20 protein-coding genes and 1 rRNA gene are annotated in these 26,326 nt (G+C 64.5%); 5 read left to right on the top strand and 16 right to left on the bottom strand.

Annotation, left to right across the window (positions count from 1 at the left end; all coding sequences use genetic code 11):
• Window positions 1-557: 557 nt before the first annotated feature.
• Entirely contained in the window at window positions 558-2,504 is a 1,947-nt protein-coding gene (locus CR105_RS25985; RefSeq protein WP_229414133.1) for a sigma-54-dependent Fis family transcriptional regulator, read from the top strand.
• 7 nt (window positions 2,505-2,511) lie between these two features.
• On the opposite strand, the gene CR105_RS25990 is transcribed toward CR105_RS25985, so the two are convergent.
• From CR105_RS25990 to CR105_RS26020, 7 genes are all read right to left on the bottom strand, one after another.
• Entirely contained in the window at window positions 2,512-3,495 is a 984-nt protein-coding gene (locus tag CR105_RS25990) for an FAD:protein FMN transferase (protein WP_099793688.1), read from the bottom strand.
• A 13-nt stretch (window positions 3,496-3,508) separates the two neighbouring features.
• Window positions 3,509-5,590, bottom strand: a complete 2,082-nt coding sequence (locus CR105_RS25995) for a 4Fe-4S binding protein (RefSeq protein ID WP_099793690.1) — start codon at window positions 5,588-5,590, stop codon at window positions 3,509-3,511.
• Window positions 5,591-5,612: 22 nt separating this feature from the next.
• The gene (locus CR105_RS26000) at window positions 5,613-6,767 is read right to left on the bottom strand and encodes a porin (protein WP_099793692.1); all 1,155 of its coding nucleotides are present in this window, start codon (window positions 6,765-6,767) and stop codon (window positions 5,613-5,615) included.
• A gap of 305 nt (window positions 6,768-7,072) precedes the next feature.
• Entirely contained in the window at window positions 7,073-8,773 is a 1,701-nt protein-coding gene (locus tag CR105_RS26005) for a PQQ-dependent methanol/ethanol family dehydrogenase (RefSeq protein ID WP_099793694.1), read from the bottom strand.
• A gap of 70 nt (window positions 8,774-8,843) precedes the next feature.
• Window positions 8,844-9,233 carry a DUF779 domain-containing protein gene (locus CR105_RS26010; protein WP_099793696.1) on the bottom strand — a complete coding sequence of 130 codons (390 nt, stop codon included), beginning with the start codon at window positions 9,231-9,233 and terminating at the stop codon, window positions 8,844-8,846.
• Between the two features lie 12 nt (window positions 9,234-9,245).
• Entirely contained in the window at window positions 9,246-10,766 is a 1,521-nt protein-coding gene (adh, locus tag CR105_RS26015) for an aldehyde dehydrogenase (protein WP_099793699.1), read from the bottom strand.
• Between the two features lie 184 nt (window positions 10,767-10,950).
• Window positions 10,951-11,880, bottom strand: coding sequence for a beta-propeller fold lactonase family protein (locus tag CR105_RS26020; RefSeq protein ID WP_099793701.1), 930 nt, complete (start codon window positions 11,878-11,880; stop codon window positions 10,951-10,953).
• Between the two features lie 181 nt (window positions 11,881-12,061).
• Here CR105_RS26020 and CR105_RS26025 point away from each other — a divergent pair, with 181 nt between their 5' ends.
• Window positions 12,062-14,191: a TonB-dependent receptor family protein gene (locus CR105_RS26025; protein WP_099793721.1), complete on the top strand. Its 2,130-nt coding sequence runs from the start codon at window positions 12,062-12,064 to the stop codon at window positions 14,189-14,191.
• A gap of 87 nt (window positions 14,192-14,278) precedes the next feature.
• Here the strand turns inward: CR105_RS26025 and CR105_RS26030 are convergent, their stop codons facing one another.
• From CR105_RS26030 to CR105_RS26050, 5 genes are all read right to left on the bottom strand, one after another.
• Complete coding sequence (locus tag CR105_RS26030) at window positions 14,279-16,576, bottom strand: TonB-dependent receptor (protein WP_099793703.1); 2,298 nt, start codon at window positions 16,574-16,576, stop codon at window positions 14,279-14,281.
• On the bottom strand, window positions 16,573-17,409 hold the full coding sequence (locus CR105_RS26035) for a substrate-binding periplasmic protein (protein WP_099793705.1): 837 nt from the start codon (window positions 17,407-17,409) through the stop codon (window positions 16,573-16,575). The genes CR105_RS26030 and CR105_RS26035 overlap by 4 nt, the downstream gene beginning before the upstream one ends.
• Complete coding sequence (gene pedF / locus CR105_RS26040; RefSeq protein ID WP_099793707.1) at window positions 17,409-17,882, bottom strand: cytochrome c-550 PedF; 474 nt, start codon at window positions 17,880-17,882, stop codon at window positions 17,409-17,411. Before pedF ends, CR105_RS26035 begins: the two co-directional genes overlap by 1 nt.
• Before the next feature lie 108 nt (window positions 17,883-17,990).
• Entirely contained in the window at window positions 17,991-19,463 is a 1,473-nt protein-coding gene (locus CR105_RS26045) for a DUF3482 domain-containing protein (protein ID WP_099793709.1), read from the bottom strand.
• On the bottom strand, window positions 19,460-20,914 hold the full coding sequence (locus CR105_RS26050) for a DUF2868 domain-containing protein (protein WP_099793723.1): 1,455 nt from the start codon (window positions 20,912-20,914) through the stop codon (window positions 19,460-19,462). The genes CR105_RS26045 and CR105_RS26050 overlap by 4 nt, the downstream gene beginning before the upstream one ends.
• Window positions 20,915-21,036: 122 nt before the next feature.
• Between CR105_RS26050 and CR105_RS26055 the strand changes: the two genes are divergently transcribed.
• From CR105_RS26055 to CR105_RS26065, 3 genes are all read left to right on the top strand, one after another.
• The gene (locus CR105_RS26055; protein WP_099793710.1) at window positions 21,037-22,062 is read left to right on the top strand and encodes a FecCD family ABC transporter permease; all 1,026 of its coding nucleotides are present in this window, start codon (window positions 21,037-21,039) and stop codon (window positions 22,060-22,062) included.
• Window positions 22,059-22,832 (top strand): ABC transporter ATP-binding protein, encoded by a 774-nt coding sequence (locus CR105_RS26060; protein WP_099793712.1) that lies wholly within the window; start codon window positions 22,059-22,061, stop codon window positions 22,830-22,832. Before CR105_RS26055 ends, CR105_RS26060 begins: the two co-directional genes overlap by 4 nt.
• 92 nt (window positions 22,833-22,924) lie before the next feature.
• A complete protein-coding gene (locus tag CR105_RS26065) occupies window positions 22,925-23,917 on the top strand; it encodes a TraB/GumN family protein (protein ID WP_099793714.1) in 993 nt (330 codons plus the stop codon).
• A gap of 36 nt (window positions 23,918-23,953) precedes the next feature.
• Here CR105_RS26065 and CR105_RS26070 read toward each other — a convergent pair whose 3' ends face one another.
• From CR105_RS26070 to rrf, 4 genes are all read right to left on the bottom strand, one after another.
• Complete coding sequence (locus CR105_RS26070) at window positions 23,954-24,418, bottom strand: MgtC/SapB family protein (protein WP_099793716.1); 465 nt, start codon at window positions 24,416-24,418, stop codon at window positions 23,954-23,956.
• Window positions 24,419-24,518: 100 nt separating this feature from the next.
• Window positions 24,519-25,334 carry an alpha/beta fold hydrolase gene (locus CR105_RS26075; RefSeq protein ID WP_099793717.1) on the bottom strand — a complete coding sequence of 272 codons (816 nt, stop codon included), beginning with the start codon at window positions 25,332-25,334 and terminating at the stop codon, window positions 24,519-24,521.
• 123 nt (window positions 25,335-25,457) lie between these two features.
• On the bottom strand, window positions 25,458-26,015 hold the full coding sequence (locus CR105_RS26080; RefSeq protein WP_099793725.1) for a sugar O-acetyltransferase: 558 nt from the start codon (window positions 26,013-26,015) through the stop codon (window positions 25,458-25,460).
• 193 nt (window positions 26,016-26,208) lie between these two features.
• Window positions 26,209-26,321: ribosomal RNA gene (rrf, locus tag CR105_RS26085) — 5S ribosomal RNA — on the bottom strand.
• Window positions 26,322-26,326 lie beyond the last annotated feature (5 nt).

Consider the following 26,326-nt stretch of genomic DNA (forward strand, 5'->3'; position numbering starts at 1 on the left):
GCCTATATTTCTTCTTTGTGAACATTTGATAATTTAAGTTTTCAGTGACCGAAGTCACTGGCACTTTCATCAAACGCCCACACTTATCGACTGTTAATTGTTAAAGAACTTGTTCGGTACTGCTTGCGGCTTTCTGAGGAAGCGTTGTGTTCATCAGCCGCGAAGAAGAAAGAGTATGAAGCGTTTAGCTCGATTCGTCAACTTCTTTTTTTCCTGCGACACCCTTTTCGGAGTGCCCCGACCGTCGTCAACTACTTGATTTCGTTAACCATTTCTGCGGGGAGGCGAACTATAGCAAACGGTTTCGGCGCCCGCAAGTTTATTTGCGGGACGGCACGCAACACATGGCATCAAGCTTGCTACAGTTACAGAGCGAATCAGCGTTTCTTAGCGCATATGCTTGACATAAAGGCCAGCCAGGATGACATTCATAGTCGGGGCGAGAATGGCGACACCATCACGCGTTCGACCATTGTTCACTCCTGGCGCAGGTGTGACAAAACGGTACAGCACGAATCCATATAGAGAGCCCCCGAGGGCCCAACCGGAGACATATCATGCAACAACAGTCTGCCCCGGACCTGCAAGGTCAGGCGGCCGTACGCTGCGACGACAACATGCCTGTGATTATTGAATCTTCCCATCAGCGTTCGTTGTCGTATGGTCTTTGTCCGGGCGCGCGTCCGGACTTCAGCCCGCTGGCCCGCAACGACCTGTCGATGCTGATTGAGCAGAACCGCCTGCTGCACACGCATGCGGTGCCGGCGATGGAAACGCTGTACCAGCAAATCATCAACACCCACAATATGGTGATCCTCACCGACGCAAAAGGCGTGATCGTCCATTCGCTGGGCGATGACGACTTCCTCGAGAAGGCCAGCCGGGTTGCGTTGCAGCCCGGCGTGGCCTGGTCGGAAGAGAGCAAGGGCACCAACGCGATCGGAACGGCGATCGCGGAACAGACCGCCACCCTGGTCCATGCGGACCAGCACTACCTGCAAGCCAACCATTTTCTGACCTGCTCGGCGGCGCCGATTTCTGACCACCAGGGCAAGGTGGTTGGCGTGCTCGACGTTTCGGGCGACCAGCGCAGCTTTCACAAGCACACGATGGCCTTGGTGCGCATGTCGGCACTGATGATCGAAAACCAATTATTCTCGGCATCTTTCGAAGATTCGATCACGCTGCATTTCCATGCCCGCCCGGAATTTATTGGCACTTTAATGGAAGGCATCGCCTCGTTCACTCCGGGCGGACGCTTCCTGTCGGCGAACCGCAATGGCCTCTTCCAGCTGGGGCTGTCGTTTTCGGCGCTACAGTCGCATACCTTCAGTTCGCTGTTCGGCATGCCGGTATCGGCCATGTTCGACCATTACCGCACTGCCGCGCCGGGGCTGTTAAACCTCTGCATGCACAGCGGCGTGCGCGTGTATGGCCGCGCCCTGCTGCTGCTGCGAAACGAAGTACAGGCGCTGTCCGGCAATAATGAGCGTACCAGCTCGGCGGCCACGCACGCCTCGCAGGCGGCGCAAGTTGCCAACGCGCGCCGGCTTTCCGGACTGCGCTACCTGAATACCGGCGATCCTCAGCTCGAACAGGTCATCAACAAGGTCAACAAGGTGCTCGGGCGCGATATCCCGATCCTGGTGATGGGAGAAACGGGCACCGGCAAGGAGTTGCTGGCGCAGGCAATCCACAACGATTCACCGCGCGCGATGGGGCCGTTCGTGGCGGTCAACTGCGCCTCGATCCCGGAGACGCTGATCGAATCGGAGCTGTTCGGCTACGAGGACGGCGCCTTTACTGGCGCGCGCAAGAAGGGCTCGATCGGCAAGATCCTGGCGGCGAACGGCGGCACCCTCTTCCTCGACGAGATCGGCGACATGCCGTTCGGCCTGCAGGCGCGGCTGTTGCGGGTGCTGCAGGAGCGCATGGTCACTCCGCTCGGCAGCGGCAAGTCGATCCCCGTCAATGTCGAGCTGATCTGCGCGACCAACCACAATCTGCGCGACCGCATCGCCAGGGGCCTGTTCCGCGAGGACCTGTATTACCGGCTCAACGGATTGGTAGTCAAGCTGCCGCCGCTGCGCGAGCGCACCGACCTTGAAATCGTCGTCAAGAAGATCCTGGCGACCGAATCGAACGGCGGGCGCTACACCGTGTCGGAAGAAGTGCTGTTCATGTTCATGCGCCACAAGTGGCCGGGCAACTTCCGCCAGCTGACCAACCTGCTGCGCACCGCAATCATCATGGCCGGCGACGAATACGAAATCGGCTTGCGTCACATGCCCGACGACTTCCTCGACGACATCGACATGCACCCGGCAGTCGACAAGGGGGTGAACGCCGACAAGATGATTGCCGCCGGCGCCAATCTCGAAGAGATGGAACATTCGGTCATCGTCAAGTCGCTGGAGGCGCACGGCGGCAACGTGTCGGCAACGGCGCGCGCGCTTGGCGTATCGCGCAACACCATCTACCGCAAAGTGCCCCATCTGAAATAGTCCGATGTTAGGCCGCCGTGGGAAAAGCGGGCGACCTCCAGACCACGCCGCGCTTGTTGATCGTCATCAGGTCGACCGCGGGAAGTGTCTTCGCCAGCGCGTGCGCCTTGCGCGCCCCCATCACCATGAACGCGGTGGACAGGCCATCGGCCAGCAATGCGGTGGGCGCCACCACCGTCACGCTGGCCAGTTCCGTCGGCGAATCGCCGGTGGCCGGGTCGAAAATGTGATGGTGGGAGAAATCGGGTGTGAACGTCGACGCATAGTCGCCCGAGGTGGCGACGCAGCGAGCGCCAGGCCGAATCACGGCGGCCAGCGCATCGGCGTCGCGCGGGTGCAGCAGGCCAAGCGTCCACGGGTGCTGCGCGCCGTTGTTGCCGTGTGCGCTAAATTCGCCTGTGTCGAGCAAGGCGTGCTCGATGCCGCGTGCGTGCACGGCGGCCATGGCCAGGTCGGCGGCATAGCCCTGCGCCAGGCCGTTCAGCGTGATCGCGGCGCCGGGTTTGCCAAGGCTGACCCGCTCGGAACTGAAGGCCAACCGGCGCCAGCCCATGCGCAACTTTGCCCGGCGGCGCTGCTGCGGTGTCGGCAGCGCCGATTGGTCCGCCGCGGCGCGGTACGCCTGCCAGAGCGGCTGCACCGTGATGTCGAAAGCGCCGCGCGTCAGCTCCGACAGCGCATGCGCCTGGCGCAGCACCAGCAACAGGTGCGGATCCGGCTGCTCGAGCACGCCGTCGCGGTTGAGCTGGAACACCTGGCTGGCGGGATTGTAGATGCTCATCAAGCGGTCAATCCGGGTCGCCTGGTCGAGGGCATCGCGGATGGCTGCCACGGCCTGACGCTGGTCGTCATGCACGACAGACACGCTAACTGTCGTTCCAAACGCCAGGGCGGCGCCGGTGAACAGCTGGCCGTTGCACTGGATCGATGCCGGCGCCATTGCGGAGGCCATCGTCCCGAACGACGCGGCAAGAAATTTTCGACGCAACATGCGTTTTCCCTTTTTACGAATTGATCGCCCGAACGATCGGAATGGTGCGCGCGCGCTTCACCTCCAGGATCAGTGGCGCGCATTTTTCATCGCTGTTGTAAATCACCACGCAATCCATGCACTGGAAGCACTCGTCATACCTGACCGCGCCGGCCGGCGTGATGGCCTGGTACCCGCAGCGGTGACGGCAGGTCTGGCACGGCGCGCCGCATTCGGCGCGACGCGGGATCCAGTCCAGCAGACGGAACCTGCCGAGCAGCGCCAGCGCGGCACCGAACGGGCACAGGTAGCGGCAGAAAAATTTGTAGACGAACATGCTGGCCAGCAGTAACCCGACGGCGTAGGCCACGTAGGGCCACGAACGCACGAAGTTCAGCGTGATGGCGGTCTTGAACGGCTCAAATTCGACCAGCTTGTCGGTCAGCGCCGGGGCCAGGCATGCGCTGCCGAGGATGAGCGCGAGCAGCGGATACTTGATCAGCTTCAGGCGTGCATCGATGTGCGCGCGAATACGCAGCTGCGGCAGCTTGAGCCATTGGGCGAGTTTTCCGGTTGCCTCCTGCAGCGCGCCGAACGGGCACAGCCAGCCACAGAAAGTGCCGCGCCCCCACACCAGCAGCGATACGGCAGTGAAGCCCCACAGCACCACCGTCATTGGATCGAACATCATGAATTCCAGGCTGCGGCGCGCCAGCAAGGCCTGCAGCACCCCGGTGAGATTGACGATTGATAGCTGCCCTTGGGCGTAATAACCGATGAAGCCGATCGTAAACAGCAAGAAGCCGGCGCGGAACCAGGCGAAGCGGACGCCGTTGGCGGTGAGTCGTTTCTGCAACAGCAGCGCCACGCTCAGCAACGCGAGCGCGGCGCCCAACACCAGCAGTTCGGCGCGCCGACTGGACCAGATGCCGGGCCAGGATTTGTCGCTACTGGCTGGTGCAATGTAGAACTGCGCCGGCACCTGCAACGAGAAATTGATGTCGCGGGTTATACGCTCCGGATAGACGATGCCCTTGTTGCGCGTGATCGGCAACGTGAAGTCAAACGGACGCGCCGGGTCGAGGCCGGCCTGGCCGATCACGCGCAGCACCGTGACGCTGGCGTCGGGTAATGGGCTATCGGAAGCGAACGCCATCTCGAGGTCGAGGTCGCGCATCTCGATCGGCAGCTTGTCCTGCTTCAGCACCAGCCGGTCGGGCACGCTGCCGCGGATGAAATCGTCGGCGAGAATGCCATACCTGCCTGACGACATGACCAGCAGCGCATGGTCGCCCTCCTCCAACCGGTTCTGCAATTTATTCCAGCTGGCAGCGGTCAGCACATTGCGACCGGCCGTCGGCACCGACGCGACCGCCAGGTACAGGTCGATAAACACATCGCCCGGTCGCGCGAGCGCTTCCCGATCGAGGCCGGCGCCTGGGCTGCCGGCGAATAGCTTCTCGACGTCGCCGTTGGTGACGCGCAGATGGCGGATCAGGCCCGCGTCGAGCAACTGCGCGACGGTTCTCTGTTCGAACATGTCGCTGCGGATGCGCGCAATCTGGTCCGGATCGCTACCTTGCGCGAAGCCAAGCTTCTTGCGCGACACCTTCAGCGCCGCCGACAACAGGCTCTGGTTGATGATGCGCACCGATGCGGTCGCCTTCGACACGCCGTCGAGGTAAGCGTGGCCGGCGTCGGGCGCGCGCAGGCGCTTGGCCTTGCTGTCGATTGCGATATGCTGTTTCAGCGACAGGTCCTTGTACTGCGCGACGAAGGCGAACAGCGGCGCCTCGCCGAGCCCGTCGAGGAACACCGGTTCATGATGGGAAAGCACCGCCACGTCGAGGAAACTCCCCTTCGGATCGATCGCCACCAGCAGGTTGATCGGCACGCCGGCAAAGCCGGGCAACGGCGCCAGGTCGATCGATTCGAATACGTAGCCGACCAGTTCGGTCGCTGTCGCGTTCTGCTTGAACAGCGGCCACACCGGCAGGTCGGCCTGCTTGTCGCCGACCATCAGCGGCGCCGGGAAGCGCTTCACCAGCTCAGGCTTGGTGAGCACGCCGGCGCGCGCAGGCAGGCAGCTGCACAGCAGCGCCAGCCAGCACGTCATGAGCAGGCAGCGACGCACGTACTTAGAAGAAAATGATGCCGCCCAGCGCGACGCCGTTCATGCGCGCCGCGCCGCCGCTGAACGCCTTCGAGCGGGTCTGCCCGACTTCACCGACCAGCGTGATCAGGCTGTTGAGCGAGTAGTAGGCGCCGAGCGTCAGGTTGGCGTTCGACTTCAGGCCGCCGGTGCCGGCGGTGTTGTCGTCGTTTTCGCTGAGGCCGTAGCTGGCGCCGAGCTTGAACTTGTCGGACGTCTTGAACGTCGCCTGCAGCAGGTAATTTTTCGACTTGGAGTCGCCCTGGTCGGCGTCGGACAGGATGCCGAGCGCCTTGCCGCCCTGGACATTGGCCAGCACGTTGAAGGCGCCGGCGCTGAGCGATCCGCCCGCTTCGAAGCCAGTCATCGTCAGGTCGCGCACGCCTGGGGTCACCGACGTGAATTTCTGCGATTTGGCGCCGAGCCAGGCCTTGAAGCCGTCATTGGTGAACGTGACCTGCGCCTGCACCTGCGGACTCGACTTGGAGGTGTAGGCCGGGCCCGACAGGATCGGCGTATCCGCAACAGGGCTCATCAGGCCGAGGTCGAAGCCGATGCCGGACGCCGACTTCGGCGTGCTGTACGTCATCTGGCCGTAGTTGCCGAGATAGGTGTAGCCGGCGCCGATGTGGCCGAGCGCGACGCGGCCGCGCTGCGTCGCCTGCACCGGTGCGCCGGCGCCGAGCAATGTCATGTCGCTGAGGATGGCGTTGGCGCCGAAGATGCCGTAGTCGCGGCCCAGCTTGATCGTGCCCATCTGCGCGGTGCCGAACGTGAAGAAGGCCTGGCGAACGTCGACTACGCTGTTCTGGCCAATTGCGCTGTCTGTTGCGGTCGAGTTGTAGATACCGATCAGCGCCTTGACGTCATAGCCGCCCTGGGTCGACGAAGCGGACGTGACCAGGCCGTTTGGCAGCAGGCCGTTGCCGATGGTGGTGCGGTCGCCCTGGCCGCCGCAGCCGAGTCCCCGGTCGCCCAGCGCCAGGCCGCCGACGGCGTCGCCCGAGCACGAGACGGCGGTGTAATAGGCGTTGACGATGCCACCGACCGACACGGTCCAGTCGCCCGATTTGATATCGACTGCGTGGGCCGTTTGCAGGCTTGCCGCGGCCAGCGCGGTCAACAGGAATACGTTCTTCATCCGTCTCTCCTCCATCATTTATAGTTAGTGAGCACATCGTGTTGATGTACCCCGTCCATGGCAATTTGCGTGCCTGGCGTCTACGCCCACGACGCGGCCGGATGTGCACGGAAGCTGTGCCGGATCGGATCAATCGGCTGCGCTGCTGTTCTGTTTTAGATCGACCTGGACAACCTCGCCGTGCCGGATAAATCGCGTCGCCGAAAAAAGCGGGCAAAAAAATGGCGGCCGAAGCCGCCACAAAAACCGCCCGCCGCACGCCCTGGAGACCCTTCGTCGTGCGGCGCTATCGGGCGGTTACACCCTCAACCTTTGGCCAGCTTGAATACCCATACCGAACCGCCCTGCTCGAGGAAGCTGACCTTCTTGGCGACTTCGCCACCCCACAGCGGCACCGCGCCGCCCCAGCCGGAGACGACCGCGACATACTGGGTGTCGCCGTCGATCCACGTCACCGGCGGCGCCACCACGCCCGAGCCGGTCTGGAACTTCCACAGCTCCTTGCCGGTCTTGGCGTCGACCGCCTTGAGGAAGCCTTCGGGTGTGCCGTAAAACACGAGGCCGCCGGCAGTGCTCATCACGCCACCCCACAACGGCGCACTGTTCTTGATTTCCCACACGATCTTGCCGGTCTTCGGATCGATTGCCCGCATGGCGCCGATGTAATCGTCGAAGATCGGCTTGATGGTGAAGCCGGCGCCGAGAAAGGCGCCGCCCTTCTTGTAGCTGATCGGCTCATTCCAGATGTCCATGCCCCACTCGTTGGCCGGTACATAGAACAGCTTGGTCTGCGGGCTGTACGCCATCGGCATCTGATTCTTGGCGCCGAGGAAGGCCGGCGCCGAGAATACCGTGCTGCCCTTCTTGCCGTCTTCACCCTTGGTCGGATCGCTCGGGCGGTTGGCAGCGATGAAGTTCGGCCGTCCTGTCTTCAGGTCGATGCTGCTGGCCCAGGTGATCTTTTTGACGAACGGAAAGGCGTTCTGCAGTTTGCCGCTGGTTGCATCGATGACGTAGAAAAAACCGTTGCGGTCGGCCTTGCCGCCGTAGCGCTTGCCATCCATGTCGAAAGTGACGAACTCGTTGGCGCCGTCGAAGTCCCACGAGTCGTTCGGCGTGTTCTGGTAGGCCCACTTGATCTGGCCGGTGGTGACGTCGAGCGCGACGGTCGACGACGAGTACAGGTTGTCGCCCGGGCGCAGGTGGCTGTTCCACGGCGCCGGATTGCCGGTGCCGAAATAGGCCAGACCAGTCTTCTCGTCGTAGGTGCCGCCCATCCAGGTCGAGGCGCCGCCGGTTTTCCACAGTTCGCCCGGCCAGGTCTTGTTGACGGTGCCGGAAATGCCGTTGTCGCTCTCCTTGCCGGCCTTGTTGTAGCGATGGCCCATGTGGCCCTCGACGGTCGGCCGCGACCACACCAGCTGGCCGGTCATCGGATCGCGCGCATCGACCTTGCCGACGATGCCGAACTCGCCGCCGGAGTTACCGGTCAGCAGCAGACCCTTGGCGATCAGCGGCGCCGCCGTCATCGAATAGCCGGCCGCATAGTCGCCGATCTTTTCTTTCCACACCACTTTGCCGGTGTCCTGGTCGAGCGCGACGAGCTGCGCATCGAGGGTGCCGAAGATCACCAGGTTGCCGTACAACGCGGCGCCGCGGTTGACCACGTCGCAGCACGGCATGATGCCGTCCGGCAGCCGGTGCTCGTACTTCCATAGCTTGGCGCCGGTCTTCAGGTCGACCGCGAAGATGCGCGAGTACGAGGCGGTGACGAACATCTTGCCATTGTGAATCAGCGGCTGCGACTCCTGGCCGCGCTGCTTCTCGCCGCCAAACGACATTGACCAGGCCGGGGTCAGTCGGGCGACGGTCCTGGTGTTGATCTGGGTCAGCGGCGAATAACGCTGGCCCTCGGTGCCCATGCCGAACGACAGCACGCTCTTCGGGTCCTTGGCAGTGTTGGACAGCATGGCGCTGGTGACGTCGGCGGCGTGCGCCATCGACATTGCGCTCAAGCCGAGCAGGCATCCCACGACGATTCTTTTCTGCACAATCTTCTCCTCTTTCTTGTAAATTTTATGGTTCGCGACCGTTGACCGGTTGGGTGCTCAGAACTCGAAACTCTTCATCGGTAAACAGGCGCGAACGCGTCAGGAAGCGCCGCCCTGTTCCGTTGTCCAGCGAAAACATGCCGCCGTTGCCGGCAACCACATCGATGATCAGCTGGGTATGTTCCCAGTAAGCGAACTGCTCCAGGCCCATGTAGAACGGCGCGCCGTCCAGGTTGCCGAGGTAGACATCGGTCGCGCTGACGTCGAACTCGCCGGCCGGATAACACATCGGCGCACTGCCGTCGCAGCAGCCGCCGGACTGGAAGAACATCAGCGGGCCATGCCGGCGGCGCAGTTCGGCGATCATCTGCAAGGCGGCGGGCGTGGCGACTACCCGGTCGAGCGCGTGGGTCATGGGCTGGCCTCCTTAAAAAAATCCGAGCGCTTTCGGGCTGTAGCTCACCAACAGGTTCTTGGTCTGCTGGTAGTGGTCGAGCATCATCTTGTGGTTCTCGCGGCCGATGCCCGACTGCTTGTAGCCGCCGAACGCGGCATGCGCCGGATACAGGTGGTAGCAGTTGGTCCACACGCGGCCGGCCTGGATGGCGCGGCCGACCCGGAAGGCGCGCGATCCATCACGCGTCCACAGCCCGGCGCCGAGACCGTACAAGGTGTCGTTGGCGATGGCGATGGCGTCCGCCTCGTCCTTGAAGGTGGTGACCGAGACGACCGGCCCGAAGATCTCTTCCTGGAAGATGCGCATTTTGTTGTCGCCCTTGAAGACGGTCGGCGTGACGTAGTAGCCGTCCTTGAGGTCGCCATCCTGATCGAAGCGCGCCCCGCCGGCCAGCACCGCGGCGCCTTCCTGCTTGCCAATGTCGAGGTAGGACAGGATTTTCTCCAACTGCTCCTGCGACGCCTGCGCGCCGATCATGGTCGACAAATCGAGCGGATTGCCCTGCTTGATGGCGGCCACCCGTTGCAGCGCCCGTTCGATGAACTTTTCATAGATCGACTCCTCGATCAGCACGCGCGACGGGCAGGTGCACACTTCGCCCTGGTTCAGCGCGAACATGGCGAAGCCTTCCAGGCACTTGTCGAAGAAGTCGTCGTCGGCGTCCATCACGTCGGCAAAGAAGATGTTCGGCGACTTGCCGCCCAGCTCGAGCGTGACCGGGATCAGGTTCTGCGCGGCGTAGCCCATGATCAGGCGGCCTGTGCCGGTCTCGCCGGTGAAGGCGATCTTGGCAATCCGCTTGTTCGACGCCAGCGGCTTGCCCGCTTCCAGGCCGAAGCCGTTGACGATGTTGAGCACGCCTGGCGGCAGCAGGTGGCCGATCAGTTCGATCAGCACCATGATCGATGCCGGCGTCTGCTCGGCCGGTTTCAGCACGACGCAGTTGCCGGCAGCCAGCGCCGGCGCCAGCTTCCACACCGCCATCAGGATCGGGAAGTTCCACGGGATGATCTGACCGACCACGCCGAGCGGCTCGTGGAAGTGATAGGCGTAGGTTTCGTGGTCGATCTGCGCGACCGAACCCTCCTGGGCGCGAATACAACCGGCGAAGTAGCGGAAGTGGTCGATCGCCAGCGGGATGTCGGCCGCCATCGTCTCGCGGATCGGCTTGCCGTTGTCGATCGTTTCGGCGGTGGCGATCAAGGTCAGGTTCTGCTCCATGACGTCGGCGATCTTGTTGAGAATGTTGGCGCGCTCGGCCTGCGAGGTCTTGCCCCAGGCATCCTTGGCCGCGTGGGCGGCGTCGAGCGCGCTCTCGATGTCTTCGGCGCTGGAGCGGGCGATCTCGCAGAACGGCTGGCCTGTGATGGGCGTGATGTTGGCGAAGTACTCGCCCTTGAAAGGGGCGACGAACTTGCCGCCGATGTAGTTGTCGTAGCGCTGCTTGAACGGGTTGGCGACGCCCAGTTTGCTGATGTCCGCGAGATTCATGTCGTCCTCTGAGTGGTGTGGTTGTTCAACCGTCGGTGTGACGGAGTCGTGTTGCGTACAGCCCTGATTCGCAAACACCGTGCCAGCTCGCCGCCGGCCATGCCCACATAGGGGCTCGATGCGCCATGCATGCAACAGCGCCGAGCACACCTGATCCAGAATGGAACAGGTGTCACGTTACGGTTCAATGGATTACCACGCCCCAGGGCAGTTCGCCGACCGCGATGTCGGCCACCTTGCGGGCGCTGGCGGTGTCGATCACCGACACGCTGTTGGAGCGGCCGTTGGCGACGTACAGCTTGGCGCCGTCGGGTGTGAGCGCCATGTTCCACGGTCGTTTTCCGACCGCGATGGTGGCGCCGACCGTGTTGCTGGCGGTATCGATCACCATGACGGTGCCGTCGGTGCCGTTGGAGACGAACACCTGCTTGCCGCTCGGATGCACGGCGATGCCGTTGGCATTCTTCCCGGCAGGAATGGTGGCCAGCGCGCGCTGTGTCGCCAGGTCAATCACGTACACCGTGTTGACCAGTTCGCAGGCGACGTAGGCCCGGCTCGAATCGGGCGCAAAGCCGATGCCGCGCGGACGCAGGCCGACCGCGATGGCGCCGGTCTGGCGGCGCAAGGCGACGTCGATGACGTCGACCTGTTCGGCGTTTTCGGCGCTCACCAGCAGGTAGCGTCCATCCGGGCTGAAGACGGCGTGTTCAGGGTTCTCGCCCTGGACCTTGATGTCGGCCAGCTCGGCGCCGGTGCGCGCGTCGAACAGCGTGACGCTGTTGCTCTCCTCCACGGCGACGGCGACGTAGCGGCCATCGGCGGAGATGCCGACACCTTCCGGCGACTTACCGAGCGGCATCGAGCGGATGGCGCCGTCGCTGATGGCGACGGTCAGCAAGGCGCTGCTGGCGGCGTCGCTCAGGTACAGGCGCTGGCCGGACGGATCGATGGCGATGCCGCGCGGGCGCTTGCCGGCTGCGATCTGGCGCACCACCTGGTCGGTGGCGGTGTCGATCACGCTGACGGTGCCGGACTTCTCGTTCGGTACGTAGGCGAATGGCGCTGCCTGGGCGGCGTTGGCCAGCGCCAGCAGCAGGATCAAACTCGATTTCATGAGGATTCCTTCACGGTCGCGCGCGCGGCTGCGCGTGCTTTGTCACACCATCTTGCAAGCGCCGTGCCACCCAAGTGTGTGGCGCAGCATCGGGCATGGCAGGTATATTGCTTAGGGAAAGTCGAACCTGCCGGCACCTGCGTGCCAGGCAAGCGCCGATATCACATCAATGGAGATCACCATGCCGCACCCGTTTCGCCTGAATGCCATCGCCAGCCTGTTCGCCGCCGGCGCCACCGCCATCGCGCCAGCCGTACGCGCCGCTGACGCCCCCGTGCTGGCGGACGTGGTGGTGGTCAGCGCCAGCCGCATCGAGCACAACAGCTTCGACCTGCCGGCGTCGATCGACCTGGTCGACGGCGCCCGCATCGGCGACGGCCAGATGCGCGTCAACGCCTCCGAAGCGCTGGCGTCGGTGCCCGGCCTGGTGGCGCAGAACCGCCAGAACTACGCGCAGGACCTGCAAATTTCGTCGCGCGGCTTCGGCGCGCGCTCAGCGTTTGGCGTGCGCGGCGTGCGCCTGATCAGCGACGGCGTCCCGGCCAGCATGCCGGACGGCCAGGGCCAGCCGTCGGCCTTTAACCTCGACATGGCCGACCGGATGGAAGTGCTGCGCGGCCCGTTCTCGGCCATCTACGGCAACCACTCGGGCGGCGTGATCCAGCTCTTCACGCGCGACGGCCAGGGCCGGCCCACGGTCGAACTGAACCTGTCCGGCGGCAGCTACGACACCCGCAAGGCGGACCTCAGCGCGCAAGGCAGCAGCGGGGGCATCGGCTACGTCATCGACGCCTCGCGCTTCGAGACCGGCGGCTACCGCGACCACAGCGCCGCCACGCGCGACCAGGGCTTCGTCAAGCTGACGATGGCGCCCGCGCCGGGCGGCAAGCTGACGCTGGTGGCAAACTCGCTGCGCCAGGACGGCACCCAGGATCCGCTTGGCGTCACTTGGGGCACGTACCAGCGCGACCGGCGCGCCGGCGAGATCGATGGCACCGATACGGCGACGCCAAAGCGCACGCTGGCAGAACGCTACGACACCCGCAAGGACATCCGCCACCAGCAGGTCGGCCTGGCCTATGACCAGCGCTTCGGCGACGACCGCCTGCACGTGATGGTCTACGGCGGCAACCGCCAGGTCACCCAGTTCCAGTCGTTCTCGAAAGCGTTCCAGGCGTCGCCGACGCATTCGGGCGGCGTGGTCGACTTCGACCGCGACTTCTACGGCGCCGACATCAACTGGACCCGCGTGCGCGCGCTCGGTGCGGGCAAGCTGACTACCACGCTCGGCATCGACTACGGCAAATCGGATGACGCGCGCCGCGGATTTGAAAATTTCATCGGCAACCAGTTCGGCCTGGTCGGGGCGCCACGGCGCGACGAGCAGGACACGCTGTCCAGCGTCGACCCATACCTGCAGGCCGAATGGGCGGCAGGTCCATGGGTGCTGACCGGCGGCGTGCGCCACACGCGCATGAAGATCGCGGTGAGCGACCGCTACACCAGCAACGGCAACGGCAACGACAGCGGCGGCGTCGACTACCGCCACACCACACCGGTTGCTGGCCTGCTGTACAAAGTGAGCCCGGTACTGAACGTGTACGCCAGCGCCGCGCGCGGTTTCGAAACGCCGACGCTGAACGAATTGTTCTACTCCAGCGCGGGCGCCGGTTTCAACTTCGGCCTGATGCCGGCCCAGAGCACGCACTTTGAGGCTGGCATGAAGGCGATCGTCGGATCGAGCACGCGCATCAACGCGGCGCTGTTCCAGGCGCGCACCACCGACGAACTGGTGGTCGACTCCTCCGCCGGCGGCAGAACCAGCTACAAGAACGCCAGCAAGACGCTGCGCCAGGGCGCCGAACTGTCGCTCGACACCAGCTTTGGCGCTGGCTTCAGCGGCCGGCTGGCGCTGACCGCGCTGCGCGCCGTCTACGACCAGGCGTTCGGCAGTGTGCTGGCCGGCAGCCGCCTGCCAGGCGTGCCGAATGCGAACCTGTTCGCCGAACTGGCGTGGAAGGACGCGCAGGATCGTTTCGGCGCGGCGCTCGACACGGTTGCCAGCAGCAAGGTCTACGCCGAAGATGCCAACAGCGAAATTCCCGCGCCAGGCTACGCGGTCATCAACGCCCGCTTCAACGCCAAACAGCAACTGGGCCAGTGGCGCTTCAAGCAATTCGTGCGGGTGAATAACCTGATGGACCGGAACTACGTCGGTTCGCTGATCATCGGTGACGCCAACAAGCGCTACTACGAAGCGGCGCCCGGCCGCAACTGGATGGTGGGCGTCAGCGCGCAGTACGCATTCTGACGGCAGCTCGACAGCGTCGTTCCCGCGCAAGCGGGAGCCGATACCACCTATGCACAGACGGCGACCCGGCTACCGTTGGTTGCCAGATCAGAAGGTCGCGCGAATCCCGGCCACTATTGCGCGCGGGGCACCTGGCGCAACGAAGCGCGCCGGCGCCGCATCGACCGGCCCATCCTGAGGACGCAGCTGGCGCCCATTCGGAAACAGGTCGGTGGCGACCGCGCCATAGGTTTCGTAGCGGCGGTTGGCGACGTTGTTGATGCGGGCGAACAGCTCCCAGTGCCGGCCAAGCCGGTAGCTGGCGCGCAGGTTCAGCAGCGCGTAGCCGCGGATGCGCCAATCGGCCTTCTTCGTCGCGGCGCCCTCCTCCGGATCGGCGACCAAGCCGTCTTCATTGCCTTGGGTGACCAGGCTCGATATCGCCTGCGCGTCGGCGCCGAACGTCCATACCGATCGCCACTTCCAGTCGAGGCCCAGTTTGAAAGTATGCCGTGGCAGCCCGGCCAGGCGCGTGCCGCGGGTGACGCTGACATTGCGGGCGCCCGCAAAAAGCAGGCCGTCGGCATCGAATACGGCTTGCAGGTAGTTATAGCTGATGCGCGCGTCAAACTGGCCAAACTGGCCGTTAGCGGAAAAGTCGAGTCCCTGGTGGCGCGTACGTTCGAAATTCTTGAAGTAGCCATGCTGGCGGGTGCCGGCGCTGAGGAACAGGATGTCGTTGGTGTTGGCGGTACGGTACAGCGACACCGACAGCGCGGCAGCATCGCTGCGCCAGCGCAGGCCCGCTTCCATCGTGCGCGACACCACCTGTTCGAGGAAGGGATCCGATTGCAGGCCGGCGGGCAGGCGGCATGGCTGGGCCGGATCGGCGCAGCCCAGTTCGATCACGGTCGGCACCCGGTTGCTCTGCGCGATATTGGCGAACACGGTGGCGCCGGCGCCGACTTCCTGGGCGATGCCGATGGCCGGGTTCAGCTTGCGGTAGGTGAAGGCTTCGGCCGGCTGCGGGCCGTTGTCGTTGGTGAGCGTGTTGCCCACGCGCGCGTGGTTGAAGCGCGCCGACACGCTCAGATGCGTACCGGGGCGCACGGTCCAGGTGTCGCTGGCGTACAGTCCTGACGAGCGGGCGGCGCCGACCACCGACGATTCCGGCTCGCGTGGCTCGTCCGCATCGGCCAGCACCGCGCGCTCCGGGCTGAAGGTCGCCTCCTGCGCAAACTGCCCGAAGCTGACGCGATTGCGGTCGAAGGTGGCGCCGGCGCCAAGCTTATGTTCGGCGCGGGCCGCGCTCCAGTGCAGCGCCGCTCCCGCGCTGCGCTGGCGCGTGCTGGTGGTATTGAACACTGCAGTGTGCGCGGGCGGCTCGTCGCAACCGGCTGCAGCCGGGTCCCGACCGCAGGCGGCGACATAGTCGCCAAAGTCGTCGTCGGCGTCACCGTTGACGGTGTCGCGCCGGCCCGAGCGTCCATACGCGGTGGCCGACAGCTGCGCGCCGGCGCCAAGTTGGTGGCGCAGGTTGAAGCTCAGTTGTCGCAACCGGTTGCGCGTCTCGTCGGGAAAGGTATAGGCAGCGCGCCGGTTGTCTTCGTACAGACCGTCGCGCGGGCCGTCATCAGTCCAGCGCACACTTGGCAGCAGGCCGTTGCCGCGCAGCCGGCTGCTGCCAGCCAGCGCGGCGACGCTCCAGTCGGTGGCGCCGCGCACGTGCCCCAGTTTGAAGAACAGGTTGCCGAGGCGGCCGGCGGAATGGTCGCGCCAGCCGGCGTCATCGAACGCGGTCGATGCCAGCAGCGCATGCCAGTGCTGGTCGAGCTTCGCGCCGTACGTCACGTCGAAGCGGCGCTGGCCATGACTGCCGACGCTCAACTCTGCGTCGAAGCCCGGATCGCTGCGGCCCGACTTGGTGGTCAGCGCCAGCGCCCCGCCCAGCGTGTTCAGGCCGTACAGCGGATTCGATCCGGTCGCCAGCAGCACGCTGCCGATCGCCGCTTCCGGCAGCATGTCCCAGTTGACCACATCGCCGAACGGCTCGTTGACGCGTACGCCGTCGAGGTACACCGACAGGCCCTGCGCGGAACCGAGCACCGCCGAAGCGCGAAAACCGCGGAACGTCACGTCGTTCTGAAACGGGCTGCCAGAGATCTCGTTGACGTTCACGCCGCTCAGGTTGCGTGCCATGAACTCGCCCAGGTTGCCAGCCTGCGCCTGGCGGATCGCTTTCGCGCTGGCGCTTTGGACGGGGTACGGCAGAACGTCGCGATCGATGCCGCGGCCAGGCTGCGGCGCCACGCCAACCACCTCGACGCGCAGCATCGACAGTGTCGGATAGTCCTGCGCCGCTGCCTGCTGCGCCACCAGCAAGGCGAGCATGGCGGCGCGCCTCATGGCTTGACTACCTGCACGCCGTATTTGGCGAAGATCGCTTTCAGCTCGCCGTTGGCGGCCATCTCGTTGATCGCCGCCTGCAGGCGTGTGGCGATTTCGACGTCGTCCTTGCGCACCGCCATGCCGACCGCCCAGCCGGAACGCGGCAGGCGCTGGAACGACACGTCGTGCAGCGGGAAGGCGCTGTCACCTTTCATCACCGCTTCGATCTCGGAACGGTTGGCCAGCACCGCATCGAGCTCACCGGCTTTGAGTGCGGCGACAGCGGCAGTGGCGGTGTCGTAAATGCGCACGTTGTCGCGGAACTTGCCGTTGCCTTCGCCCAGCATCACCATCGCCGCGATCGATACCTTCTCGACACCGACGCGCTTGCCGGCCAGCGAATCGAGACCGTCGAACGCGGGCACCGTCTTCGCACTGCGCACCAGCCGCACGGTCTCCACATGGTAGGGCGCGAAAATGCTCACCTTGTGGTTTTCGGCCATCAGGCGATTATCGACCGGCACATGCAGCATGACGTCGGCCGGCCCGTAGCCGAGGTAGTGCCCCTTCCACACCATGTTGCGCAGGTCGTCGCCGAGGTTTTCGCCGGCCGGGAAAGGCAGCAGCTTGAGCTTCAGGCCGAGCCGGGCTGACAGCGCCGCGGCAAGGTCGACGTCGATGCCGGCGCCGTTGTCGGAAAACGGCAGGAACTCGTTGTACACCGCGACCTTGAGGATGCCGGAGTTCTGGATTTTCTGCCAGTCCGCGCGCGCGGCCGAAGGTGCGAGCAGGCCAGCGCAGGTCAGCGCAAGCGCCAACAACGCTGCATGCAAGGTGGCGGTCGAGCGCATCAGTTGGTCTCGCGGCGGGTTTCCAGGTAGGACTTGATGGCCCACATCGCCTCCTGGTTGAACACTCCCTCGAACGGCGGCATGTAGACCGCACCGTTGCGCACTTTGCCGCTGCGGACCGTCGCCAGGTAATAGACGTCCATCTCCTTGAAGCAGGCGGCCTTCCTGGTGTCGTTCTTGAGGCCGACGCAATCGCGGTCGATCATGCGCAGGTCGGGCGCGATACCGCCGGAAATGGCCTCGATGCCGTGGCAGCGCGCGCAGTTCTGGTTGTATGCCGAGGCGCCGATCTTCAATGCCAGCTTGTTGGTCTTGTACGGATTCTCGTCGCGCCACTTGTCGCCTAACACCGGCAGTCCGGTGGTGTCGACACTTTGCGGCGTGACGTTGCCGTGAGCGACGGCGTACAGCGAGGTGAGCGCCGTCGCGGTCAGTGCGACTGCGGCGGCGAGTTTGCGGGGGGAGTGCCACATGGTTTGTCTCCTGCTGATTCTGGTGGTTGATAATCAGGTAAGAGCAATTGCCATGCCAAGCGTCTCGCCCTGTGCAGGCAGTGACGCTGTTCCAATCTGGGACAGCTGTTACATCGTATCGTGAAACAGCGGCGAACCGGGGTACAGCTGTTCGAGCGTACGGGCGGCGACGCCGGTCACGACTTCTTCCAGCTGCGCCTTCGCCTTGTCGGCATCGGCCTCGGCGCGCACTTCCTGCCAGATGCTGCCGAGCGCGTCGGCATGGATCGCCAGCGCGCGCTCGACCTCGTCCTGCCAGAACGCCGGCGCCTCGCTGTCGACGAAGTTGCCGCGGCCGCGGCCGAAGTGGGCCACGGCCAGGTAGCGCAAGATGCTGGCCACTAACAGCGACCTGAGGAATTCGTCAGCGAACTGCACCGTTGGATGGTTGCGGTCGGTGCTGGCGTTGAAGCCCCAGGCGGCGCCGGCAAAGGTCAGCGCGCCGATGACGCCGCCGAGCAAGGCGCCGCCGCCCAGCGTCAGGCCGCCGGCCATGACGTCGGCCGACAAACCGGTCGCCGCGCCCGACAGCATCGCGCCGATCAGGCCGGCCTGCGCCTTGTCGACCGGCGCCCGGATGGCGAAATTCTGCCGCACGCGCGCGTTGATCTTGCCCGCCTCGCTCGGGTCGAGCTTGTGCAGTGCCAGCAAGCGCCCGGTGGCGGCGCCGATCCGGCTGTTAAGGCGCTCGAGCAAGGCGGCCATCGCCTTCTCCTGCCCCAGGTCGCCGGCCTTGCGCAATTTCACCGCGTTCATGGCCGAGCGCAGCATCGACGTCGGTACGTCGGCCACCGGTTCACTGTCGCGCGCCGCCGCCAGCAGTTGCTGCGCGGTGATGTCCATCGCACGGTGGAAGCGGTCGGTATTGTTCGCTTCCCAGGTGGCGAACAGGCGCGCGTAGCCCTGCTGGCTGGCAGGGTCGAGCAGCTTGCCGACCGCTTCGTAGAAGACGCGCTCATGCACCCAGCAGCGGGCGAAGGCGTCGAGCGCCAGTACGTCGCGCACGATCGGATATTGCGCCAGGTGCTGCTTCCACAGCGCCTGCTCGGCGAGCTCGTCGGCAGCGGGACGGGGCGGGCCCATCTGGTTGAGCAAGACCACCACCGGTTTGTCGAGCCATTCGAGAATTTTCATCTCGGCCGGCAGGTAGCCGGCGTCGCGCGGGTGCTCGGCTGAATTGACCAGGTAAAGCACCACGTCGGCGGCATCCTTGGCGGTGCGCAGCGCGTTCTGGCTGAGCCAGAACGTTCGGTCGCGATAGCGGTCGAACACTTCACGCAGGAACCAGCCGATCGGATTGCCGGCGATGGCCAGGCGGCGCAGCAGCCGCACGGAATCACCGAAGCCGGGCGTGTCCCACAGCTGCAGCGAATCGCCTTCCGGCGTGGCCAGCAAGGTGTGCGATTCGGCAAACACGGTGACGTGGGCGGCGTCGCGCACTTCGCCGACGTCCATGCCGACCAGAGTGCGCGCCAGCGTGGTCTTGCCGTTGTTGGTATGCGATATCAGCGCGAACTGGATATGCACCGGGGTGGTCGTCATGCGGCCCCCTGTTCAAGCGGACGCGCCTGCGGATCGAGCAGGTTGACAACGCTGGCCTTGACCTGATGGTGGCCGCAGAATTGCTGCCACAAGGTGATGCGCTCGTCGATGCGTCGCCTGGCTTCAAGCTGCGTGCCCATCCGTTCGACCAGCGACGATTCGTCGAGCAGCACCGCAACGCCGCGCGGCGAGGCGCGCGCCAGGTGTTCGAGGAAGGCGCCGTGGTTTTCCTTTTCCGGCGTGGCGGCCAGGTTGAACAGCACCGCCGTCATGCTGACGCCGGGGTCGTCGAGGCGGGTGTCGCCGAGGGCGTCCTGCGGCTCGTCGCCGTAGCCGCTCGAGGGGCGCAGCATCAGGCGCGCCTGTTCGCCGAGCAGCATCGTGGCGACCGCAGCGAGGCCCTTGTCGCGCGTTTCGTCGAGCGTGAAACTGTACGGCAGCACGCGCAGCACGCCAGGCACGCCGCCGATCTTGCCGCTCAGCTTACGGAAATATGGCTGCTCGAGGTCGAGCGGAAAGTTGGCCGCCATGCTGCGCGCGCGCCAGTGCGCAACGGCGGCCAGCACCAGGCGCGGCACGATCACCAGCAACGCGATGGTGGCCACGTACAGCAGCACCCATTGCTTGCCGCCAATGGCCGACGGCGCTTGCGTAAAGCGCAGCGCTTCAATGTCGGCCACCGTAAAACCTTGTAGGCCGAACAGCCACACGGCCGGCGCGAACAGCACCGACAATATCTGGTGCACTTGCGCGGCGTCGAGGAAGGTACTTTCCCAGCCGGCGCGATACTGCGTCAACAGGCCGCGCGCGAGCAGCGACAGCACCGCGCCCAGGGCAAACATGGCGGCCGCCAGGTGCATCGTGCGGGCCAGGCGCGCATGGGTCAACTTGCCGCTGAGGCGGGCCCACTCGGCCATGAAGTCGGTCAGCGCGGCCGACAACACAGACGGCATCTTGCGCGGTGGCGCCGCGGCGCCGGCGCTGAGGCGGCGCAGCATGCCTTCGCTGGCCCAGCCGGTCTTGTGGCCGGGCACGAACAGCCAGGCGAGCAGGATCAGGTAGACCAGCAGGTTCCAGGCGATGATTGCCAGCAATGGCGCCGACAGCAGATCGACGCGGTGCGGATCGCCAATGCGATCGACGCCGGCGCCGATCAGCAGCGCAATGACCGCCAGGCCGAACGTGACGCCGCTCCAGCCGGCGCTGCGCTGGCGAAAAGCGGCGAACGCGGGCGTGCGTTCGGCCAGGCGCTTGAGGATCTGCTCGGAGCGCTGTTGCAGAAAATGGTCGGCCGTGACCGCCGACTTGCTGTCGGAGGCTTGCCACTCGGCCAGTTCCTTCGCGCTGCGGCTGGCATACATGCGATCGTCGTCGCTGAGGATCTCGTGCTTGCGATCCGTCGTTTCGATCGCGCGCACCAGCACCACGTCTTTCGCTACCTGTTCGTTCATGCCCATCCCGCTTTTATAAATTGACAATATTGAAGTGCCAATTGTGCCGTACTTTGGCCGCGCACGGTTAAGCCATGGCGCGCGCCTTATAATGGCCGGATTTCCCAGGCCAAAGGAGTCCGATGCATCCGTTGTTGCGCGACCCGCGCCAGCGCTCGATGGCGGTGCTCGGCACGCTTGCCGTGCTCGCCGCTTGCAGCCTCGGCCTGTCGGGCATGACCGGTTCGGTTGCGGTGCCGCTGGCGGACATGCCGGCCGCGCTTGGTGAACTGATGCATGGCAAGGCCGACACGATGGCCGCCACCTTGCTCGAACTGCGCCTGTCGCGCGCGCTGGTCGCGTTCGTCACTGGCGCCGCACTGTCGCTGGCCGGCGTCTTGATGCAGGCGCTGCTGCGCAATCCGCTGGCCGATCCGTATGTACTGGGCATCTCGGCCGGCGCCTCGGTCGGCGCGCTGCTCGCGCTGTTGTCGATGGGCGCGCTGTGGATGGTCGATGCGTCGGCTTTCGCCGGCGCGGTGGCCGTGTCGATGATGCTATACCTGCTGGCGCGGCGCGACCTGGCCGGCGGCGCGGCCGCGGGCGGCGGCGCCTCGCTGCTGCTACTGACCGGCGTGATCCTGTCGTCGGCCTGCATGGCGATGGTGACATTGATGCTGTCGATCGCGCCGGAAAGCCGGCTGCGCGGCATGGTGTTCTGGATGATTGGCGACCTCGGCGGCGCGCCGATGCGGCTGCTGCCGTGGCTGGTGCTGACCGCGGCGCTGGTGTTTGCCATGCGCAGCGCGCGCTCGCTCAATGTGCTGGCCTTGCATGCGGAAGCGGCGGCGACGCTCGGCGTGCCGGTCGGTGCGCTGCGCAAGGGCCTGTTCTTCTGCTCGGGCGTGCTCACCGCCAGCGCGGTCACCAGCGCCGGCAGCATCGGCTTCGTCGGCCTGATCGTGCCGCACGCCTGCCGTTTCGCCTTCGGTCCCGATCACCGGCTGCTGGTGCCGGTGGCAACTTTGGCCGGCGGCACCTTCCTGGTGCTGGCCGACGTCGTCGCGCGCACCGCGCTGGCGCCGCAACAGTTGCCGGTGGGCGTGGTCACCGCGCTGATCGGCGCGCCATTCTTCCTGTATCAATTGCACCAGCTGCGCCGGCCATGATCAGCACGCACGGATTGCGCCTGCAGGTCCTCTCCCGGGTCCTCGTCGACCAGCTCGACTGGCGGGTTGCCGCCGGCGAATGCTGGTGCGTGATCGGGCGCAACGGCGCCGGCAAGAGCACCTTGCTGCGCACGCTGGCCGGGCTGCGCCAGCCGGACGGCGGCACCGTTGCCATCGACGGCCGGCCGCTGGCCGACTGGCCGCTGGAGGCGCTGGCGCGCCAGCGCGCTTACCTGCCGCAAACGCGCAGCGATGCGTTTTCGTACTGCGTGCTCGAAACGGTGCTGGCCGCGCGTCATCCGTATCACGCGCAGCGCTATTGGGAAAACAGCGACGACCACGCGATCGCGCTGGCCGCGCTGGCGTCGATGGAAGTGGCCCAGCTGGCGCAGCGCGACGTGCGCAGCCTGTCCGGCGGCGAGCGCCAGCGCGTGGCGATCGCGGCGATGCTGGCGCAGGATACGCCGCTGCTGCTGCTCGACGAGCCGGCCAACGCGCTCGACCTGGCGCACCAGGTCAGCATGATGCGCCTGATCGCCGGGCTGTGCCGCGAGCAGGGCAAGACCGCCGTCACGATCGGCCACGACCTGAACCTGGCGCAGCAAGCATGCAGCCATGCATTGCTGCTGATGGGCGATGGCTCGTGGGAAGCCGGTCCGATTCGCGACGTGATGACGGCGCCGGCGCTGTCGCGCTATCTCGGTCACCCGATCGAAATCGTCGCCCATGGCGGGCGGCGCATCTTTGTGCCAGTGCAGCCAGACGCCTAGGCATATGCATGTCGGTGTAACAAGATGATTTTTGTATCAATATACTGAGTAATGGCGGTACTATCCGCTGTCGAAATGTTCAGGATCTCACCATGTTGCCCAGATTGCTCTCCACCGTATGCCTCGTCGTGCTCGCCGCGCCTGCCTGGTCGCAAAGCGAACCGGTTGCTGAACCGGAAAAAATTGTTGTGGTCGGGCAGCGCCCCGGCCCGGGCTTGTGGAAAGTGTCGAAAGACGATCGCGTGCTGTGGATTTTCGGCACCTATTCGCCATTGCCGACGAAGATGGAATGGCGCTCGCGACAGGTAGAAAGCGTGCTGTCCCACTCGCAAGAACTGCTCGGCCTGCCGAGCGCGGGCGTGTCGGTCGGATGGTCCGACAGCCTGAACCTGCTTACCGCCTTGCCGTTCGTGATTGGCGTCAAGAAGAACGCCGATGGCGCCAGCCTGCAGCAAGTGGTGCCGGCCGATGTGTACGCGCGCTGGACGCCGTTGAAAGAGCGCTATATCGGCGCCGATTCCGGCGTCGAGTCGGAGCGACCGATTTTCGCGGCGCAGGAATTGTTCAGCAAGGCGCTGAAGCAGTCGGGACTGGGGTCCGACCGGGATGTCATCAACAATATCCAGAAGATGGCGAAGGACAAGGGCGTGAAATATACGCCGGTCAGCGTGTCGGTGCGGCTGGACAATCCGCGCGGCGCGGTGCGTGACTTCAAGAAGACAACGCTCGACGATCTCGATTGTTTTTCCAAAACCATCGACCGCCTCGAGGTGGACGTCGACGCCATGCGCGTGCGCGCCAATGCCTGGGCCATCGGTGACATCGACACGATGCGCACACTGACTTATCCCGACCAGGAACAAGCGTGCACCGCCGCATTCACCAACAGCAGCTGGGTAAAGTCGCTGAAGGGCGCGGAATCGCTCGACCAGCGCCGGCGCGAGTTGTGGCTGGCCGCCGCCGAAAAATCGCTGGCCACCAACAAGTCCACCCTGGCCTTGCTGCCGGTGTCGCAGATCATGAACCCGAGCGGGCTGGTGGCGGCGCTGCAGGCCAAAGGATATCTGGTTGAACAGCCGGAGTGAAGCGGCCCGTTCAGTCCGCTCGTCAACGCCGGGCGATCAGGTCTTGCGCGCGCGCAGCAGCGACAGGATAACGAAGGCAAACAAGGCGCTGACGACGGCGGTGCCTTCCCTGCCCATGCCCGCCGCGATGCCGACCGCGGCGGTCAGCCAGATGCTCGCCGCAGTTGTCAGGCCGATGATCTGGTTTTCATCGGTCAACTTCAGGATGGCGCCGGCGCCAAGAAAGCCGATGCCGGCCGTGATGCCCTGCAGCACGCGCGACAGGTCTTCCATATTCATGCCCGCCTGCAAAGGTATCAGCACGAACAGGGCCGATCCGAGCGACACCAGCATGTGCGTACGCAGACCGGCCGAGGCGCCAACCGATTCGCGTTCGTAACCGAGCAGACCGCCAAGCGCGACCGCCACCATCAGGCGCACGCACAGGCGCGTGATGTCCTCTGCATCGCCTAGATCAGAAAATTCTTGCTGAATGGTTAACCAACTTCGTTGCCACCACACGGTTCGCTCCTTCGACTTGCGGACATTAGTAATAACAGTTTTACTGTTTCCCTGGCGCACGCTGTGGATCCGGAAGCGGGGACGTTTGACGGTTCTCTGCTTAACGGGCACCGATGATGTCGGCGATCGCCTTGGCGACTACTTCCGGATTGGCACTATGCATTTGATGGTCGGAATCGACAATCACTTTTTTCGCATTCGGGTATAGGCCGCGGACGAATGCGACGGTCGCCGGGTCGCGATTGAAGGCGCCGAAGTCGACCGGGATTGCAGTTGCCGACTTCGGCACGTTGATCAACTTGATCATTGGCATATGATCAATGCCCGGCAGTGCCGCGACGATTTCGCCGGTGTCGTAAATGCCATCGATCTCACGACCGACTGTGCCGGAAAAGAACAGCTGCTTGCCGATGCGCGTGGTCAGCGGCAGCGACTCCGGCTTCTTCATCATCTTCGGCATCAGCGAATCGACCAGGACGATGCCCTGCACTTCGTTCGGATAACGGCGTGCGAACAGCTGCATGTACAGGCCGCCAAGTGAATGGCCGACCAGCACGTAGGGTGGCGCGAGGCCCTTTTGCCTCAATACCTGGCGCAGCTGCTCGACAATGGTCGCACCGTCGCGCGGCGCATCGGTGACGTCGCTTTGCACATAGCCGGGCCGGTTGTAGGCGAATACCGTCGCATTCGGACTGACCGCGTCGAGCACCTTATCCCACTTCTCCAGCGTGCCGCGCAAGCCGCTCTCGAAGACGACGACGACTTTCGAAGCCGGATGTCTGATCGTCACCGATTCGACCTTGCGACCGTCAATCGTGTCGATGCTGGCCTTTTCGGCGGCCGCGAATGCGGGGGTGGCGCAGCCGAGGCATGCTGCAAGTGCGAGCGCGATGTTCGTTCTTGATGAGAGGGACATGGTTTCAGACGATAGTGGAAAAGCCTATCGTCACAGAAAAACAATGCCGCGCAACTTAGGATGCGATGAACTGTAATAACGTCGCTGCAGTTTGCAAAATAGAAGGATGAGCCGCTCCGCGATTCAGCTTTCAGACAGCGCCCGCGCAGGATTGCCGACGACGGTGACACCTTCCGGCACATCGCGCGTGACGACACTGCCCGCCCCTACCAGTGCGTTGTCGCCAATCCTCACCCCCGGCAGAATCAGCGCGCCGCCGCCAATCCAGACATTCCGGCCGATCGATATGGGACGGCCAAATTCGGCTCCCTGCGCTCGCTCGACCGGATTGCGCGGATGATCGGCCGTCAGGATCTGCACTCCCGGGCCGATTTGCGCAAAGTCGCCAATCAGAACCTGCGCCACGTCGAGAATGACGCAGTTGAAATTGATGAAAACGCCGCGTCCCACTGTAATGTTGAACCCGTAATCAACATGGAATGGCGGGCGGATGATGGCGCCTTCGCCCACCGCCGCCAGGCGCGCCAGCAACAAGGCACGCGCGTACTCGGCAGGCACTTCCTGGCGGTCGTTGTACTGGTCCATCCACGCGCGCGCCGCGGACTGGTCTGCCTGCAGCTCTGGATCAGTGGCGCGATACAACTCGCCGGCCAACATTTTTTGTTTCTCGGTCAACGTCATAGCGCCCATCATACCGCGCAAGACTTCACTTGGAGATTCGCCTGGAACGTACTGAACGCCGTCGTAACGTTTTTCTTCGGACGAAAAAAAACAGCGTGGCTCGTGGCGGCCTTGGCCGTCGCGGGCGCACGCGTCGCTTTTCTCCAGACGAAAAAAAACCCAGCATCTCTGCTGGGTTTTTTCTTTATAACTAGCCTGACGATAACCTACTTTCACACTGGTTGCAGCACTATCATCGGCGTAATATCGTTTCACGGTCCTGTTCGGGATGGGAAGGGGTGGTACCGATTTACTATGGTCATCAGGCATAA

It is taken from the genome of Massilia eurypsychrophila (assembly GCF_002760655.1).
In the GTDB taxonomy this organism is placed as follows: Bacteria; Pseudomonadota; Gammaproteobacteria; order Burkholderiales; family Burkholderiaceae_D; genus JAFCUW01.